This is a genomic window from Exiguobacterium sp. s138 (assembly GCF_018618775.1).
GTDB classification, from domain to species: Bacteria; Bacillota; Bacilli; order Exiguobacteriales; family Exiguobacteriaceae; genus Exiguobacterium_A; species Exiguobacterium_A artemiae.
Genome location: NZ_JACSMW010000003.1, coordinates 259,428 through 275,862, shown reverse-complemented (window position 1 = coordinate 275,862; position 16,435 = coordinate 259,428). Strand labels below are relative to the sequence as shown.

The window sequence follows — 16,435 nt, the reverse complement described above, 5'->3', positions numbered from 1 at the left end:
CGATATGTCACTTTTTGAACATGGTGTAAAGAACTTACACACACTCGTCAAAGACGGAGAAGTCAAAGTATCCGAACTTGTCCAGGAATCCTTTGACCGCATTGACCGTGTCGACGGAAACATCGGCGCATTTTTATCATTAAACGAAGATGCTTTCGAACAGGCAAAACGGATGGACGAGATTGCGAAACACGAAGCAAACCCGTTATTCGGTTTACCGATTGGTGTGAAAGACAATATCGTCACGAAAGGGATGACGACGACGTGCGGTTCGAAGTTCCTCGAAAACTTCGTCCCGGCACACGATGCGACAGTCGTCGAGCGTCTGCATGAAGCAGGAGCCGTCACAATCGGGAAACTTAACATGGATGAGTTCGCGATGGGTTCATCAAATGAAAACTCGGCCTACAAGCCGGTCCGTAACCCGTGGAACACGAAACACGTCCCGGGTGGCTCGTCAGGCGGCTCAGCAGCTGCTGTCGCGGCTGGAGAAGTCTTGTTCAGCCTCGGTTCGGATACGGGTGGTTCGATCCGTCAACCGGCCGCTTACTGTGGTGTTGTCGGATTGAAACCGACTTACGGTCTCGTCTCGCGTTACGGTCTCGTCGCTTTTGCGTCGTCACTTGACCAAATCGGTCCCTTGACACGGACAGTCGAAGACAATGCGTATTTATTGAGTGCGATTGCCGGACACTGTGAAAAGGATTCGACGTCAGCGAACGTCAACCCGACCGATTACACGCAAGCATTGACAGGTGATATCAAAGGTCTCAAGATTGCCGTCCCGAAAGAGTACTTCGGCGAAGGAATCAGTGAAGGCGTTAAAGAAAATATCCGTGCTGCCATCAAGAAACTTGAATCGCTTGGCGCGACAGTCGACGAAGTCTCGCTTCCGAACTCGAAATATGCGCTCGCGACGTATTACCTGCTTGCTTCTTCAGAAGCTTCATCGAACCTCGCACGTTTCGACGGAATCCGTTATGGTGTCCGTGCCGAAGCCGATGCACTCGAAGATGTCTTCAAGTATTCCCGCGCACAAGGCTTTGGTGACGAAGTTAAACGGCGGATCATGCTCGGCACATATGCCCTCAGCTCAGGTTACTACGATGCCTACTATAAAAAAGCACAACAAGCGCGGACGCTGATCAAACAGGACTTCGACCAGGTCCTTGCCAACTACGACGTCATTATCGGACCAACTGCTCCGACACCTGCGTTCGAACTCGGTGCCCAAAACGACGATCCGGTCACGATGTATGCCAACGATATCTTGACGATTCCAATTAACCTGGCAGGTGTTCCGGCAATTTCGGTTCCAGCCGGTCTTGTCGACGGATTACCGGTCGGTCTGCAAATCATCGGAAAACACTTTGACGAGGCGACGATTTATCGTGCGGCGCATGCATTTGAGCTTGCGACCGGCGGATTCGCGCTTCCGAAGTTATAAAGGAGAATGCCTTATGAACTTTGAAACGGTCATCGGTATTGAGGTCCATGCCGAATTAAATACAAATACGAAGATGTTTTGCGGCTGTGCCCGGGAATACGGCGCAGAAACGAACACGAAGACGTGCCCGATCTGTCTCGGACATCCCGGCGTCCTGCCGAAAATCAACGAAAAAGCGGTTGAACTCGCGGTTCGTGCTGCCATGGCGTTAAACTGTCATGTCGCTGATCAAACGAAATTCGACCGGAAAAACTATTTTTATCCGGATACACCGAAAGCCTATCAAATTTCACAGTTTGATCAGCCGATCGGTTTTGACGGCTACATCGATGCGGAGGTCGACGGCGAAACAAAACGTTTCCGGATTGAACGTGTCCACCTCGAAGAAGATGCCGGGAAGATGAACCACACCGGTGCCAATCATTCGGTCGTCGACTTCAACCGGACCGGTGCCCCGTTAATCGAGATCGTCAGTGAAGCGGACATGCGCTCACCGAAAGAAGCGGTCGCTTACCTCGAACGACTCAAGGAAGTCCTCCAATATGCCGGTGTCTCGGACGTCAAGATGGAAGAAGGTTCGTTACGTTGCGACTGTAACATCTCCGTCCGTCCATACGGTCAAGAGAAGTTCGGAACGAAAACCGAGTTGAAGAACTTGAACTCGTTCGGAAACGTCCTAAAAGGTCTTGAGTTTGAAGAAGACCGTCACCGTAAGTTGTTGTTATCCGGCGGCGTCATGCGCCAGGAGACACTTCGCTTTGACGAAACGAAAAAACAAACGGTCTTGATGCGCGTTAAAGAAGGCGCATCCGATTACCGCTACTTCCCGGAACCGGATCTCGTCAAGCTGGTTCTCGACCACGACTGGAAAGAAGCGATCCGCGCCGGCATTCCGGAATTACCGGATGCCCGTCGTGTCCGCTACCAGGAAGCGCTAGGTCTGTCGGCGTATGACGCGAAACAATTGACGGTCACACGTGAGATGGCCGAGTATTTTGAAGCGACGATTGCAGCCGGTGCTGAACCGAAGGCTGCTGCCAACTGGACGGTCGGGGAAGTCCAAGGTCACTTGAACAAATCGACGGAAACGTTCGACACGATCAAGCTGACACCGGCCCGTCTCGCTGAAATGATCGAACTGATTGCCGGCGGAACGATTTCATCGAAAATCGCGAAACAAGTCTTTACGGCAGTCATCGAACAAGGCGTCGAACCACGCGCTTACGTCGAAGAACAAGGACTCGCGCAAATCTCGGACGAAGGACTGCTTCGCGGACTGGTCGTCGAGATGTTCGAAGCTAACCCGGCAGTCGTTGAAGAACTAGTCAACGGCCGCGATCGGAAAAAAGGGTTTGTCATCGGTCAAATCATGAAAAAAACAAAAGGAATGGCGAATCCGGCACTGCTCGATCAGCTGTTCTACGAAGAACTCGAAAAATTAAAATAAGTCTTGCTGAAGCGCCGCTCTCCTCTCCTAAACCAAGAGAAGGAAGCGGGGCTTCTTTTTTTGCCTTTGTAATGTGCCGGTACTTCATGTAAAATAAAACAGTTATGTATCAAATGGATCGGTTGAGTAAAAAAGGAGAAAATCTTATGAGACCTAGAGCGCGAGTGATTTATAACCCGACTTCCGGGAAAGAGATGGTAAAGCGAAATCTGCCGTATATCTTAGACCGGCTGGAAGCAGCGGGTTATGAGACTTCCGTCTATTCGACGAAAGCGGTCGGTGACGCGACATATGAAGCAGCACGGGCCTGTGAAGCCGAATTTGACCTTGTCGTTGCTGCAGGTGGAGATGGCACGTTAAACGAAGTGATTAGTGGCATGGCATCGTATCCGGTGCGTCCGAAACTCGGTGTCTTACCGGTCGGAACGACGAATGACTTTGGCCGGGCGATGCGGATTCCTTTGACGATTGAAGGGGCGATGGATGTCATCTGTACCGGGTACACGATGCCCGTCGACATCGGAAAGATCGAAGGGACGACAGGCACCCACTACTTCATCAACATCGCAGGTGGTGGCATCATGACGGAACTCTCGTATGAAGTTCCATCAAAACTGAAGACGGCACTCGGACAGTTGGCGTATTACGTCAAAGGGATGGAAAAACTCCCGCAAATCCGTCCGACCTATGTCGAGCTCGAACACGAACGCGGGATTTTTAAAGGCGAAGTCATGTTGTTTTTGACTTCGAACACCAATTCTGTAGGCGGTTTTGAAAAACTTTCACCGAATGCTTCCCTCAATGATGGACGCTTTGATTTATTCATTTTGAAAAAATGTAATCTCGTTGAGTTAATCCGCGTCATGCGGTTGGCGTTAAAGGGAGACCACTTCTCTGATCCATGTATTGAACATGTGACGACGTCATTCGTTCGGATGCGAAATACATCCGAGATGAGCTTGAACATCGATGGCGAGTTTGGCGGAATTTGTGAAGGGGAGATGACGAATCTTCAATCGCATTTCGACGTCATGACGCCGAAGTCCCGGATCGACGAGATGGAAACGATCAATTTACAGCTACAGGCACAAGAACAGGAAACGAATCTCGCGTAAGACGCGGGATTTTCTAGGAGGAAAACAATATGATTCCAGTACAAAAAAACGATGAGCACGTTGTCGATATCGTCGACTTGACGCACGACGGTTCAGGAGTTGCCCGGATTGACGGCTACACGGTCTTCATTCCCGGTGCTTTGCCGACGGAACAAGTCAAAATCAGAATTACAAAAACGACGAAATCATACGGTTTCGGACGGATCATCCGTCAAAAAACGAAGAGTGTCGATCGTGTCGAGCCGCCTTGCCCGGTCTATAACCAGTGCGGCGGTTGCCAGTTGCAGCACCTCTCGTATGAGGCGGAACTGAAATTCAAACACAACCGTGTCCGTGATGCGTTCGCGCGTCTTGCCGGTCTTGAGATTCCGGTCCACGAAACGATGGGCATGGAAGATCCATGGGGTTACCGCAACAAGGCACAAGTCCCGGTCGCGTTCCAATCCAACAAGTTAATGGCTGGTTTTTATCAAAAACGCAGTCACCGGATCATCGATATGGATTACTGTCTGATCCAAAATAAAGAGAACGACGATGCCATCCAAGCTGTCCGCAAAGTACTGGCTGACCTGAAGGTTCCAGCTTACGATGAAAAGAAAAACAGCGGTGTCATCCGTCACATCATGGCACGCCACGGGTACCACACAAACGAATTGATGATCGTCCTCGTGACGAAGGTCAAACAATTGCGCGGTGCTGATAAAATCGTCGAAGGCATCTTAAAAGCTGTCCCGAACGTTACATCGATCCAGCAAAACATCAACCCGGATGAGACGAATGTCATCCTCGGAAAACGGAACATCGTCTTACACGGACCGTCTGTCATCCGCGATCAAATCGCCGGATTGACGTATGAAATTTCACCGCATTCGTTCTTCCAGGTCAATCCGTTGCAAACGGAAAAACTGTACGGAAAAGCGCTGGAATACGCGCAATTAACAGGCGATGAAATCGTCGTTGATGCGTACTGCGGAATCGGTTCGATTTCATTATCGCTCGCACAACAGGCAAAACACGTCTACGGCATTGAAATGGTACCGCAAGCGATTGACGACGCACGCCGGAATGCAAAAGCTAACGGCATCGATAACGTCTCGTTCGAATACGGAACGGCAGAAACGGTCATGCCGGCACTCGTTAAAGGCGGCATCAAGCCGGACGTCATCGTCGTTGACCCGCCGCGTAAAGGCTGTGACGAAGAATTCCTCCGTGCTACTGCTGAAGTCGCGCCAAAGCGGATCGTTTACGTTTCTTGTAACGCTTCAACACAAGCGCGTGACGCGAAGCTTCTTGCTGAACTCGGCTACAAGCTGATGGAAGTGACACCGGTCGATATGTTCCCGCATACGACACACGTCGAGAGCGTTGCTTTGTTCGTGCGTGAAGAAAACTAAGTTCTCTTAAATTATAAAAAGCGAGAATCCCTTTACCGATCTTTCGGTAAGAGATTCTCGCTTTTTTATATGATTTTAGCTGGAAACAATGCATTAACAACCCGTTGACTGGCTTTCCCGTCATCGAGGCTACAAAAGCGTTCCTGGAACGCGGTGTATTTCTCTTCGTACTGTTTGGACTGTGTTGCAATGTCTTCGATATAATCGATGACCTGATCACTTTCTTTTAACAGTGGACCGGGAACGACCGCTTCAAAATCAAAATAGAATCCCCGGAGGATGGAAGCGTATTTCTCTAAATCATACGTAAAGAATAACATCGGACGGTTCAAGTGAGCATAATCGAAGAAGACGGACGAGTAATCCGTAATCAACAGATCACTGATCAGATACAGTTCCGCGATATCGCCGTAAGCGGACACGTCGTATGCAAACCCGTCAAACGCCGTCAAGTCCAGGTGTTCCGCAATCAAGTAGTGCATCCGTAACAGAACGATGTAGTCGTCACCTAAACGGGATTGCATCTGTTTCAAATCCAGTTTGAGATTAAACCGGTACTGACCTTTCGTTACGAACTCGTCGTCCCGCCAGGTCGGTGCATACAAGATGACTTTTTTACCGGGCGGCAATCGCAGTGACTGTTTGATCTGTCCGGCTTGTTGCTGACGGTCCGGTGCATACAACAGGTCATTTCGCGGATAACCGGTTTCAAGAAGCAGTCCCCGGAAATCAAAGGCCCGTTTGAAAATGGCGCTGGAATAGAGATTGGGTGAAAGCAGATAGTTCCATTCCTTGGCCTGGGCAGAAAAGTTCTTTTTGTACTGTTCGGTATTCGTACCCGGCATATGGACCTCATCCATGTCGAGTCCGAGCCGTTTTAAAGGAGTCCCGTGCCAGGTCTGTAAATACATTGTTTCCCGTCGTTTTTTTAAGCTGAGCGGCTGACGCGTATTGAAAATCCAGTACTGCGCCCGGGCCATCAGGTAATAGTATTTCGGGCTGTTCCGCAATACCCAGTTCGGACAAGCTGCCTTGACTGCGGCGTTCGGTTCTTTGGCAAAAATCCAGACGAGCTGAAGTTCCGGACGCTGTTTTTGAAGTGTCAGGTAGAGCGCTTTCGGATTGTCCGAATAACCGCGACCTAAAAAGCTTTCAAACAGGACAAGATTTTTTTGAACCGGAAGCTGTTGAAACAGCCGATAGAGAAGCAATCCTTTATGGATTTTCTTGCGGCGGATTTTCGTAAGTAGCTGTGTCATGTCATACTCCTTTAAAAAAGATTAAAAATGATGTTGTCTGTAATGAGTCGGTGTCTCGCCGGTCGTCTGTTTGAACGCCTGACTAAAATGACTTTGACTCGAGAAATGTAACTTGTTCGAGATCGTCAGCAGGGAATCATCCGTCGAACGCAACAGCCGTTTCGCTTCACGAATCCGTTCACGAATGACGTAACGTGCGAGCGGAAGTCCCGTCTCTTCCTTGAACAGGACGGATAAATAATTTGATGAAACGTGAATCGCCTGGCTGATCGACGAGACCGATAACGGATCATACAAGTGCTGCTGGATATAACGGATCGCGGCGAGTACGTGCGGCGAATGGCGCAACTCCTGAATCTGTTTGACGGCCTCTGCAAAGCTGACCGTGATCCGGACGTGGCGGTTACGAAGCTCGGAAATACTGGTTGCCGCTTCAATCGATTCAATCATCCGGTCGCTGAGCATAAAGGCTTCATCCGGTTCCAGCCCGCCGTTAATCGCAGCCCGGGCGCTCAACAACACTGTGCCGAGCAACAGATTTTTTTCAGCCCGTAACGGCTGGTGACGCGCAAGTGATCCGAATTCACCGTAAGCGGGTAGAGAGTAGGTCGTCGCCAAGCGTTCGCTTTGTCCGGAGGAAATCCATTCGATGATCTGCTGTTCCCGCTCCCAGGCCTTGATGTAGGCAGTCGTTGCAGTATGAGGGGAAACATCGGCAATCAGCGGAATTTCCTGCTCTTCGCTTTCCGATTCGGTTCGGATGTCCCGTTTAGCGAGTTGCTGGCCGGTCAGTAAACGGTGGACCAGATGAGCGCAGTCGATCAACCGGTTTTCCGTCGTCCGGGTCAAGGCTTTATAAAATTGATGGAACGCTTCATCCTGAATGTGCGCACGGAACAGAGCCGATTGCAGTAAGACCGGACCGATCCGGTACTGTCCTTGTTCCTGGACGGGAATAAACAGGTAAGCCGTTCCATCTTTTAAGGTATACAGGAGCGGTGTCTGATCCGGTGCCGGCCATTCCTGTTCGATCGATAACCGGCTCGGATGCGAAGGCGCGGCCGGACTGATATCCAGTTTCTCACCGGTCAGGGACTGGTACGAAACAAAAAAGCCCGTCGTCCCGTAAAGACTTTCCGCGATTTGAATCAAATCTTCTGTTGATAAGGGCGACACTGGAGTTCCTCCGTTCTTTAAAAACGTGTTGTTTTCAGTTTACGTCGTGTCCCGATGATTGTATAGCAAGAATCATTTGAAGCCGAGAAGACATTTAAAAAAACAAAAGACATCAACGGCCCGTTTGTTCAGGCGGTTGATGTCTTTTTGAGTTGGAAGGAAAATCGTTTACCGGGGAGCATCGTCAGAAGAGTCTGAGTCAGCCGAATCAGCCGATTCATCGTCCTTTGACGTTTGCTCGGGTTCAGCATGTTCCTCGAGTGAAGCCGCTACTTCGTCGTAAGACAGGTCGTGTACAAGTGGTTCAGATGTTTCAGCCGGAGGGAGAAGTTCGTCCCCGTCGATCGGTTCATCGACTTGGAAGTCGACGGTCAAGGCATGGAGTTCCGTTGCGATTTGCGCGAGATGAGCCGCTGCTGTCGTGACGGCTTCGATCGTCGCATTTGTTTCCTGGATGCTTGCGGCACTCGTCTCGATGCCGGCAGCATTTTCTTCCGTCAAGGCAAGAATCGTTCCCATCGCGTCAGAAACCTCTTCGGTCGCATGAGTCAGGGCACTGATATCTCCCGTCAAAGATTCTGTCCGGTTCGAGACATGCTGGACGGACCCGGCAATCTGTTCGAAATCGACTCCGGTCGTCTTGACCGATTCTAGCGAGTGTTTTAAGTCATCCATGACGCCGTTCATCGCACCCATCGCCGTCTGCGTTTCATGTTGGATGTTATCGAGTAACTGTTTGATTTGTTTCGCGGACTGATCACTTTCTTCGGCCAGTTTCCGCACTTCACTCGCGACGACGGCAAACCCGCGTCCCTGTTCCCCGACACGTGCCGCCTCGATGGCCGCGTTTAAAGCCAAGAGATTGGTTTGACTAGAGATGGCCTGTAACGTTCCGAGAATCTTGCCGATTTCTTCAGAGCGTTTGCCGAGGAAGTCGGATGTATTTTGAATCTCCTGTTCCAATGAATCAGAATGCTGTAACAGATCCGTGATAGTCTGTTTCGTCAGGCGACTGCCACGTGTCGCGGCAGAGGCGACAGATGCGACTTCGGTCAGCGTTTCGGTAGCAGCGGTCTGCATTGCGATCGATCGTTCCTTGACACCGTAAACCGCATGGGAAGAACGTTCCGCTTGTTTCGTCTGCGTTTCACCGGCAGCAGCAATTTCTTCCATTGTCTGTCCGATTTGAACCGATGCATTTTGAACATGAACGGCATTTGACGATAAATCGTGCGAAGCATCCCGGACGGTGCCGGCGGACTCGGTCATCGCTGTAATTGTTTGCCGGAGCTTTTGGCGCATGGCGTCAAAGTTTTCGCCGAGATCCGACAGTTCATCGCGGATCCAGCGTTTCGGGCGGTTCGTTGTGCGTAAATCACCGCTTGCGATGGCTAACGCCTCACGGCGAAGACCGGCTAACGGCCGATTGATGGAACGGCCGATGAGCCAGGCGATTAAAGTCGCCAAGGCGATTGCAATGACGAAGTTGATCAACGATTGTGTCAGCATTGCGTCCTTAGGAGCATACAACGAGGCATAATCGAGAACGACCGCCAGTTTAAAGCCCGTCTTCGAGGACAGTTGCCAGATGACGACGGATTTTTTTCCGCCGACCTCCATGATCGTCGAACCGGATTCCTGACTGATCATTTGTTTAGGGGCTTCGAAATACGCTTTTCCATCTTCGCGTAACTGGTCGACTTTCTTAAAGAAATAGTTTTTATTCGGATGCGTGACGATCTGACCGTCTTTTGTATAACTGAAGACAAATCCTTTTTGACCGATTTCAATCCGTTTCATGTCTTCCGATAACCGGTCGACACTTTTATAGACGGATAAGACACCTTTGATATTCGCCTGATCATCGAGCGCTGCTTTTGAAAAACCGATGACCGAAAGCTTGGTAGCTTGATCATAGTACGGTTCGCTCATCGCGACCGTACTCGAATTTTCCAACGCCTGTTTGTACCAGACGTCCTGGCGTGGATCGTATCCCGACGCGGCTTCCTGTTTCGGCCAATTTAAATAACCGCCCTTGGTATCCGCATATTGGACAAAGGAATTTTCGATTTTGGATGAACCGTATTTTTCGAGGACGCTGTAGATGTCTTTCGCTTTTTGGGACGGGAGTTCCGCTCCCGGTTCCGGTGTATTGCTTATGTAACTCGGCAGTTGTCCGTTCGTCCGGTTAAACGGGAGACCGGCCAACAGGGTCGTATCTTTTTTTGTGTCATCGATGATACGGGAGAAGGATTGCTCAAGCTGTTTTAAGGCCGTTTGGGAGGTCGAATCGACCAACCGTTCGACAGTCTGACTCGTCTGATTATATGAAAACCAGGTCGAGACTCCTAACGTGAGAGCGGGCAGTAAAATCAACCCGATGAAAAGCCGGCGTGTAATTGGAAGACGCATATGTAATTCTCCTATCTTTTTAAATAGTCTTTAAAATCTGTCTATTCTGATTATCGGAAGGGTAGTACTAAATATGAAGGAATTGTGGGGAGATTTTCATGATTTGGGAACTGAACGAAACCTGAGTTCATGATAAAATAGAAGCGGTGTCACAGAGTGGCTAGGGAGGAACGAACATGAATATTGCTTTTTTCTTATTACCAAAAGACGAAGTGAAATACTTAGATCCTGAATCAACGGTCAGACAAGCACTTGAAAAGATGAAACATCATCGATTCACATCGGTCCCACTCGTTGATGACAAAGGAAAATATGCAGGAACCCTGACGGAAGGGGATGTCCTGTGGGCACTTGAAAAAAATCTTGAACATGCGGATTACGATCATGTTCTGCAAACCCGTTTAACGGATATCAAACAGCGTGTCCGGTACAAACCGGTCTCGATCACAGCACAGATGGAAGAGATGATTGAAGTCATCACCGATCAAAATTTCGTACCGGTCATCGATGACGGGAAACACTTTATCGGCATCATTCGTCGCCGTGACATCATTGACTATTTTGCTAAAAAAGTGGCACGCGAGAACGTTCAATACTAAAATCTAGTATAAAAAGCACTGATTTTCACGAAAAGTGGGAAGAAGTGCTTTTTATTGACCCTTTTTAACTGCTTTTGACTTCACGAACCGTCCCGACAAGACGATATAGAAACATAATGACAAGTTAGGGAGGACGATGTGTTGCGACGTTTATCACCAGTCTCCATCGTAGAAGCATTCCGAAAACGCTCCTACTACAAAACGTTCTCATGGATGATTTCAGTTATTGGTCTGTTAGCGTTGTTGATCGCGACGCAACAACTGGTAAAGAATCTGGAAGAAGGATATCAGTTCAAACGCTCAAGCGAGATGATGGATATTTTTGAACGACTCAATCAGGTTGAACGGGATGTGACGAATGAGTATTACCTCACCTTAAGTGAAACGACGGGAGATGCCGTTGCGACACGGACCGAGACGTGGCAACAAACGAAAACGGAACTGACGGCACTTGGCCGGCAGATCAAGCAGCTCCGGATGGAAGGACCTGCTCAAAAAGAACTCCTGTCTGAAATCAACCGGCTGCAGACCGGCGGATATCAGTCGGAGCATCAATTTTTTCAGGCAGCGACTGCCTATAAAAGCGAAGTCCTGTTCAACCAACTGTATTTGAGCGGCGAGACCGGGACCTATTACACGTTTTTCTCGAATCTCTTTTTGATGCAGGAAGAGCTTGGCCGGGCGGGACAGTTTTTAGTGAGCATTAACCGGGAGAATCAATTGAACTCGATTGATCTGTTGCGCCTTCGTCAGACACGCCAGGAGCTGAACTCACGGAACAACGCTTTGATCCAGTCCTTTTACGCAACGATGCGGCCGGAAGATGAAGAGCTTCGCCGGGATATCTCGGTGATGAGCAATCAGATGTACGCCTATTTACGAATGATCGATGCGACCATCAATCAACCGGAACTGAAACAATACGGAACGATGGACGAAGTGGCAAAGCGGTATCAAACCAGTATGTACCGGTCGTTTGATCAAGGGATTGCCGATGTTCAGACCGAAATGACGGATCATGGAAATACGTTGATCCGAAATGCCTGGCTGATGTTCATTGCGACGTGCTGTGTGATTCTGCTTCTGCTTTGGCTGACCTTATCCCTGTTACGGGCATTCCGAAAGGACTTACATATTTTGCAGGCGGAAGCCGACTTTTTTGCGGAAGGTCCGAAACAGTCGCATCATCAGGTGCCGGAGTTAAATGACTTCCATCCGGTCGTTGAAGCGTTCCGGACGATGACGACGATCATTTCCGGATTACTCGATTATAACGATAAAAAAACGATGGAAATCAAACAGAAGAAAGCAGAAATCGAATCCTTATTTTCTCAAAATACGAATCCGATTGTTGCACTCTCCTCTGATTTTCAACTGCTCAGCGGAAATGACCGTTTCAAACAGTTGGCCCAGTCGTCTGAATTGATGACAATCGAGGAACTGATTCATCCGGCAGATTTAAACCGTGTCCGCCGGGCCCTCAACCGGGCAATCGACGGGTACAGCCAGACCATCCGTTGCCAGATGATTTTCAAGCAGGACATTCGGAACATGTTCGTCAACATCATTCATGTTCCTTCGAAAAACGGCAACGGAACGGCACTTTATCTGACCTGTCATGATGAGACCGATCAATTTAAGCGCGAAGAAAAGATCACGCAACTGGCCCTGTTTGATGTGCTGACCTCTTTGTTGAACCGGAACGGGTTTGAGCAAAAGATGGAGGAAGCCATCGCTGCGCCGCAACCGGGAGAACTGGTGACGATCGGCGTCCGGCAGTTCAGACGGATCAACGATATCTACGGACACAGTGCCGGTGATCAAATCCTAAAAGAACTGGCAAACCGCTTGCGTCACCATTTCATCGGGACAGGTTCAGCAGCCCGGATTGGCGGCGATGAGTTTGCCGTCCTGATTTTCCAACAGGAGATCGTTGATTACCGCGATCTGAAAACGATTTTGGAACGTCCTTACCGGATTGACGGTGAAAAAATCGATGTCAGTATCAGTATGAGTATGGTCCGTTATCCGGATGATGCGGTCGCGGTGACGTCGTTGCTGTCTTCCGTCGACATCGCGATGCAGCATGCGAAACGGGAACAGACCGGTGGACCGATCTGGTTTGAGTCCTGGATGAGTGAAGAATACCGGGAATCCGTCGTTCTCGAAGCCGAGTTGCGGGAAGCAATTGCCCGGAACGAACTGCAACTGTTTTATCAGCCGCAAGTCAATCTGAAAACCAAAACGGTCGACGGATGCGAAGCCTTGTTGCGCTGGTTCCATCCCGAGCGTGGGATGATCAGTCCGGCTGTCTTCATCCCGATTGCCGAACGGTCGATGCTGATTGAAGAAATCGGAATGTGGGTGGTCCAGGAATCCGTCAATCAGGTCAGACGATGGGAAGGGACACCGCTTGAGTCACTTCGTGTGTCCGCCAATCTATCCGTCAAAGAACTGGTCTCCGGCCGGATCGTCGAGTTGTTGACGGATGTCCGGGAACGTTACCCCGGGATTGAACAACGGATGGAGCTGGAAATTACCGAATCATTTGGTGTTTTTTCCGATACGCGCGTCTTTGATGCCTTGCAGACACTGCATCGACTCGGTTACCGGCTGGCGATTGACGACTTCGGAACCGGCTATTCCTCGCTGTCGTATTTGAGCCGTTTGCCGATTCAACGACTGAAGATTGACCGTTCGTTCATCAGTGGAACGGATGCCTGTTCAAATGCTCCGTTAATCGAGACAATCATCCGACTCGCCCATACGTTAAAGTATGATGTCGTGGCGGAAGGGATTGAACAGGCCGAACAGGGAGAGAACTTACGAAAGCTCGATTGTGAGTATGGTCAAGGGTTCTATTACTCTCGTCCGATTCCGGCTGATGAATTCGAAATCTGGTATGACCGTTATCAAGAAGATATTAAACAATCCGGATGATCCATTCATCCGATATCATCTGCATACGAAAAGTGACCGCTTCCCGGCTGGTGTCGGGAGCGGTCATTTTTCGTTTGAATGGAACCGTCTTTCAATTCTTTTGATGAAATCAGAAACTAAAAAAACGAACCGAAGGATTTCCCTGATCCGGGATCCATCGGTTCGTTTTTTGATGTTTTTTCCTGCGAATCAATCACACACGATCGAGTGCAAGATCATCCGTTTCGGATAAATAGGCCTTGATCGGTTCGACGGCTGTCCCGACCGTTCCAGGAGCGAACGGGGATTTCAGTCCGGCACGTTCGACGAGTGTCAGGAAGCTTTCCGACCCACCAGCCTTACAGAGTTCAAGATACGATTTCCAGGCAGCTTCCCGGTCTTGCTCCATCCAGGCATAGAACTGGAAGGCACAGACTTGCGCCAGCGTATAATCGATATAGTAGAACGGGCTGCCGAAGACGTGGCCCTGTTGATGCCACCAAGCGCCTGAATCAAGATAATCATTTTCTTCATAGTTCCGGTGCGGCAGATATTTCTTCTCAATATCACGCCATGCCGTCCGGCGTTCAGCCGGTGTCAGTTCCGGTTGATTGTAGATGACATGTTGGAACTCATCAATGGCGACTCCGTAAGGCAGGAACGTCACGCCGCCTGCAAGGTGACTGAACTTGTACTTGGCCGTCTGATCGCCGAAGAATTCTTCCATCCACGGATAAGCAAAGTATTCCATCGACATCGAGTGGATTTCACAGGCTTCATACGTCGGGAACCCGTATTCCGGCACGGTGAAGTGACGGCTTTCGTAGACCTGGAACGCGTGTCCGACTTCGTGTGTCAGGACATCGATGTCACCGGCCGTTCCGTTGAAGTTCGAGAAGATGAATGGGAGTTTTTCGTCCGCGATGTACGTGCAATAGCCGCCGCCTGCTTTACCCGGTTTCGCCGTCAAGTCGAGCGCGCCGCGTTCAAGCATGTATTCAAAGAACTCATTTGTCTCCGGTGACATATCACGGTACATCTTTTTCCCGCCTTCGATGATGAATGCTTCTTCGCCCTGCGGTGTCGCGTTGCCGGTTTTAAAAGCAAATCCTTCATCGTAATAGTAGAGGGAATCGACGCCGATCCGGCGCTGCTGGCGTTCTTTGAGAGATGTCGCAATCGGGACGATCGTCTCGAGAATTTGTTCACGGTAGTTTTCGACCATCGATTGGTCGTAATCGACACGCAGCATCCGGGCATAGCCGAGCTCGACGAACGACGGGAAACCAAGTGTCTTCGCGATGTCGGTCCGGACATGGACGAGTTTATCGTAAATCGTATCGATGGCGTCACCGTGTTCTTTTAAATAGCCGTAGCGTGCTTCAGAAGCGGCTTTCCGGACAGTCCGGTCGGCTGACTGGAGATAGGGACCGAACTGGGACAAGTTCAATGTCTTGCCGTCGAATTCGATTTGCGCCGCCGACATCAGTTTCGTATATTCACTGGCCAGACGATTTTCTTCCTGGAGTTTCGGAATGATTTCGTCAGAGAATGTTTTCAGACTGGCTTCCGCAAGTAAGAAAAGCTGTTTGCCCCACGTCGATTCGAGCGAAGAACGGAGAGGATGAGTCGTCAGTGCCTGATAATAACTCGAGACGTATCCTTGGTAAACCGGACCGGCTTCGTCAAAGAAACCCTGTTCTGTTTCGTAGAAACCGTCACGCGTATCGATCGTATGACGGATCTCCACCAACTGACTGGCTGTTTCAAATTGATTTCTAAGGGTATTAATCTCAGAGATGGCATTGTTTGCTGTATCGACATCTGTTGCTTCACGCAAGCGATCGATGGCAGCATGCATAGAAGTTTCAAGGACGTTCAGGTCAGGACGGACATATGTAAGTTCTGAAAATGTTAACATGTAAGCGCCTCCTTGTGATTTCTAACTATTATCACACAAAAATACTTGCAAAACCAGAGTTACAAACGTATGCTTTTTGTGAGAACGTGAGCGAGTTTGCATTTAACTGGCTCCTATAAAAAAATCGAATCTTCTTTAAGAAGAAAACGATCGAGAAAGTAGAGGGATAGTATCATGGGATTCTTTAAAAAATTGTTTGGTGGTAATGACGCAGGAAACACAAAAATCGCTTCTGCCCTTACAGGTAAAATCGTCAGCATCGAGAACGTACCTGATCAAGTTTTCTCGCAAAAAATGATGGGTGACGGTATCGCAATCGAGCCGACGGAAGGTAAAGTCGTTTCACCAATCAACGCAACGGTCGAAACAATCTTCCCTACAAAACACGCAATTGGTCTTAAAGGCGAAGATGGTCTTGAGTTGTTGATCCACGTTGGATTAGACACAGTTAACCTTAAAGGTGAAGGCTTCACGGCACACGTTCAGTCTGGCGATAAAGTTAAAGCCGGTGACGTCCTCGTTGAGTTTGATCTCGAATTCATCCGTGCAAACGCACCATCTACAATCACACCAATCATCGTGACAAACCACGATCAATTTACACTTTCTGCAGTACCGGCTGAAGGAACATCTGTCGTCGCAGGCGAAACAGAACTCTTCAAAGCAACACATAAATAATCATGTAACGAATACGTCCCCTCGTCTTAGACGAAGGGGCTTTTTTGTCGTCTCCTACCCGAACTTAC

11 protein-coding genes are annotated in these 16,435 nt (G+C 49.4%); 7 read left to right on the top strand and 4 right to left on the bottom strand.

Translation table 11 applies throughout. The annotated features are described in order from the left end of the window. Window positions 1-4 precede the first annotated feature (4 nt). From gatA to rlmD, 4 genes are all read left to right on the top strand, one after another. Window positions 5-1,447, top strand: a complete 1,443-nt coding sequence (gene gatA, locus KNP91_RS08665; protein WP_214849630.1) for an Asp-tRNA(Asn)/Glu-tRNA(Gln) amidotransferase subunit GatA — start codon at window positions 5-7, stop codon at window positions 1,445-1,447. Between the two features lie 13 nt (window positions 1,448-1,460). Beyond that, a complete protein-coding gene (gatB, locus tag KNP91_RS08660) occupies window positions 1,461-2,894 on the top strand; it encodes an Asp-tRNA(Asn)/Glu-tRNA(Gln) amidotransferase subunit GatB (protein ID WP_012371374.1) in 1,434 nt (477 codons plus the stop codon). 146 nt (window positions 2,895-3,040) lie between these two features. Further along, window positions 3,041-4,009: a diacylglycerol kinase gene (locus KNP91_RS08655; protein WP_214767513.1), complete on the top strand. Its 969-nt coding sequence runs from the start codon at window positions 3,041-3,043 to the stop codon at window positions 4,007-4,009. A 29-nt stretch (window positions 4,010-4,038) separates the two neighbouring features. After that, a complete protein-coding gene (gene rlmD / locus KNP91_RS08650) occupies window positions 4,039-5,403 on the top strand; it encodes a 23S rRNA (uracil(1939)-C(5))-methyltransferase RlmD (protein ID WP_214849627.1) in 1,365 nt (454 codons plus the stop codon). Window positions 5,404-5,468: 65 nt separating this feature from the next. Here rlmD and KNP91_RS08645 read toward each other — a convergent pair whose 3' ends face one another. From KNP91_RS08645 to KNP91_RS08635, 3 genes are all read right to left on the bottom strand, one after another. Next, entirely contained in the window at window positions 5,469-6,662 is a 1,194-nt protein-coding gene (locus tag KNP91_RS08645; RefSeq protein WP_214849625.1) for a CDP-glycerol glycerophosphotransferase family protein, read from the bottom strand. A 21-nt stretch (window positions 6,663-6,683) separates the two neighbouring features. Continuing rightward, entirely contained in the window at window positions 6,684-7,838 is a 1,155-nt protein-coding gene (locus KNP91_RS08640; protein ID WP_214849623.1) for a helix-turn-helix domain-containing protein, read from the bottom strand. A 168-nt stretch (window positions 7,839-8,006) separates the two neighbouring features. Beyond that, on the bottom strand, window positions 8,007-10,250 hold the full coding sequence (locus KNP91_RS08635; RefSeq protein ID WP_214767521.1) for a methyl-accepting chemotaxis protein: 2,244 nt from the start codon (window positions 10,248-10,250) through the stop codon (window positions 8,007-8,009). 176 nt (window positions 10,251-10,426) lie between these two features. On the opposite strand from KNP91_RS08635, the gene KNP91_RS08630 reads away from it, so the two are divergent. Together KNP91_RS08630 and KNP91_RS08625 are read left to right on the top strand one after the other, a co-directional pair. Then, window positions 10,427-10,849, top strand: coding sequence for a CBS domain-containing protein (locus KNP91_RS08630; protein ID WP_012371366.1), 423 nt, complete (start codon window positions 10,427-10,429; stop codon window positions 10,847-10,849). 138 nt (window positions 10,850-10,987) lie between these two features. Next, window positions 10,988-13,789 (top strand): putative bifunctional diguanylate cyclase/phosphodiesterase, encoded by a 2,802-nt coding sequence (locus KNP91_RS08625; protein WP_214849620.1) that lies wholly within the window; start codon window positions 10,988-10,990, stop codon window positions 13,787-13,789. 193 nt (window positions 13,790-13,982) lie between these two features. Here the strand turns inward: KNP91_RS08625 and KNP91_RS08620 are convergent, their stop codons facing one another. Continuing rightward, complete coding sequence (locus KNP91_RS08620; protein WP_012371364.1) at window positions 13,983-15,689, bottom strand: M3 family oligoendopeptidase; 1,707 nt, start codon at window positions 15,687-15,689, stop codon at window positions 13,983-13,985. A gap of 174 nt (window positions 15,690-15,863) precedes the next feature. Here KNP91_RS08620 and KNP91_RS08615 point away from each other — a divergent pair, with 174 nt between their 5' ends. Then, on the top strand, window positions 15,864-16,367 hold the full coding sequence (locus tag KNP91_RS08615) for a PTS sugar transporter subunit IIA (protein ID WP_012371363.1): 504 nt from the start codon (window positions 15,864-15,866) through the stop codon (window positions 16,365-16,367). Window positions 16,368-16,435 lie beyond the last annotated feature (68 nt).

What these genes read in the sequence shown, in the direction of transcription:
- KNP91_RS08645 (WP_214849625.1), bottom strand. Translation starts at nt 6,662, where the DNA reads ATGACACAGCTACTTACGAAAATCCGCCGCAAGAAAATCCATAAAGGA.
- KNP91_RS08620 (WP_012371364.1), bottom strand. Translation starts at nt 15,689, where the DNA reads ATGTTAACATTTTCAGAACTTACATATGTCCGTCCTGACCTGAACGTC.
- KNP91_RS08635 (WP_214767521.1), bottom strand. Translation starts at nt 10,250, where the DNA reads ATGCGTCTTCCAATTACACGCCGGCTTTTCATCGGGTTGATTTTACTG.
- gatA (WP_214849630.1), top strand. Translation starts at nt 5, where the DNA reads ATGTCACTTTTTGAACATGGTGTAAAGAACTTACACACACTCGTCAAA.
- KNP91_RS08655 (WP_214767513.1), top strand. Translation starts at nt 3,041, where the DNA reads ATGAGACCTAGAGCGCGAGTGATTTATAACCCGACTTCCGGGAAAGAG.
- gatB (WP_012371374.1), top strand. Translation starts at nt 1,461, where the DNA reads ATGAACTTTGAAACGGTCATCGGTATTGAGGTCCATGCCGAATTAAAT.
- KNP91_RS08615 (WP_012371363.1), top strand. Translation starts at nt 15,864, where the DNA reads ATGGGATTCTTTAAAAAATTGTTTGGTGGTAATGACGCAGGAAACACA.
- rlmD (WP_214849627.1), top strand. Translation starts at nt 4,039, where the DNA reads ATGATTCCAGTACAAAAAAACGATGAGCACGTTGTCGATATCGTCGAC.
- KNP91_RS08630 (WP_012371366.1), top strand. Translation starts at nt 10,427, where the DNA reads ATGAATATTGCTTTTTTCTTATTACCAAAAGACGAAGTGAAATACTTA.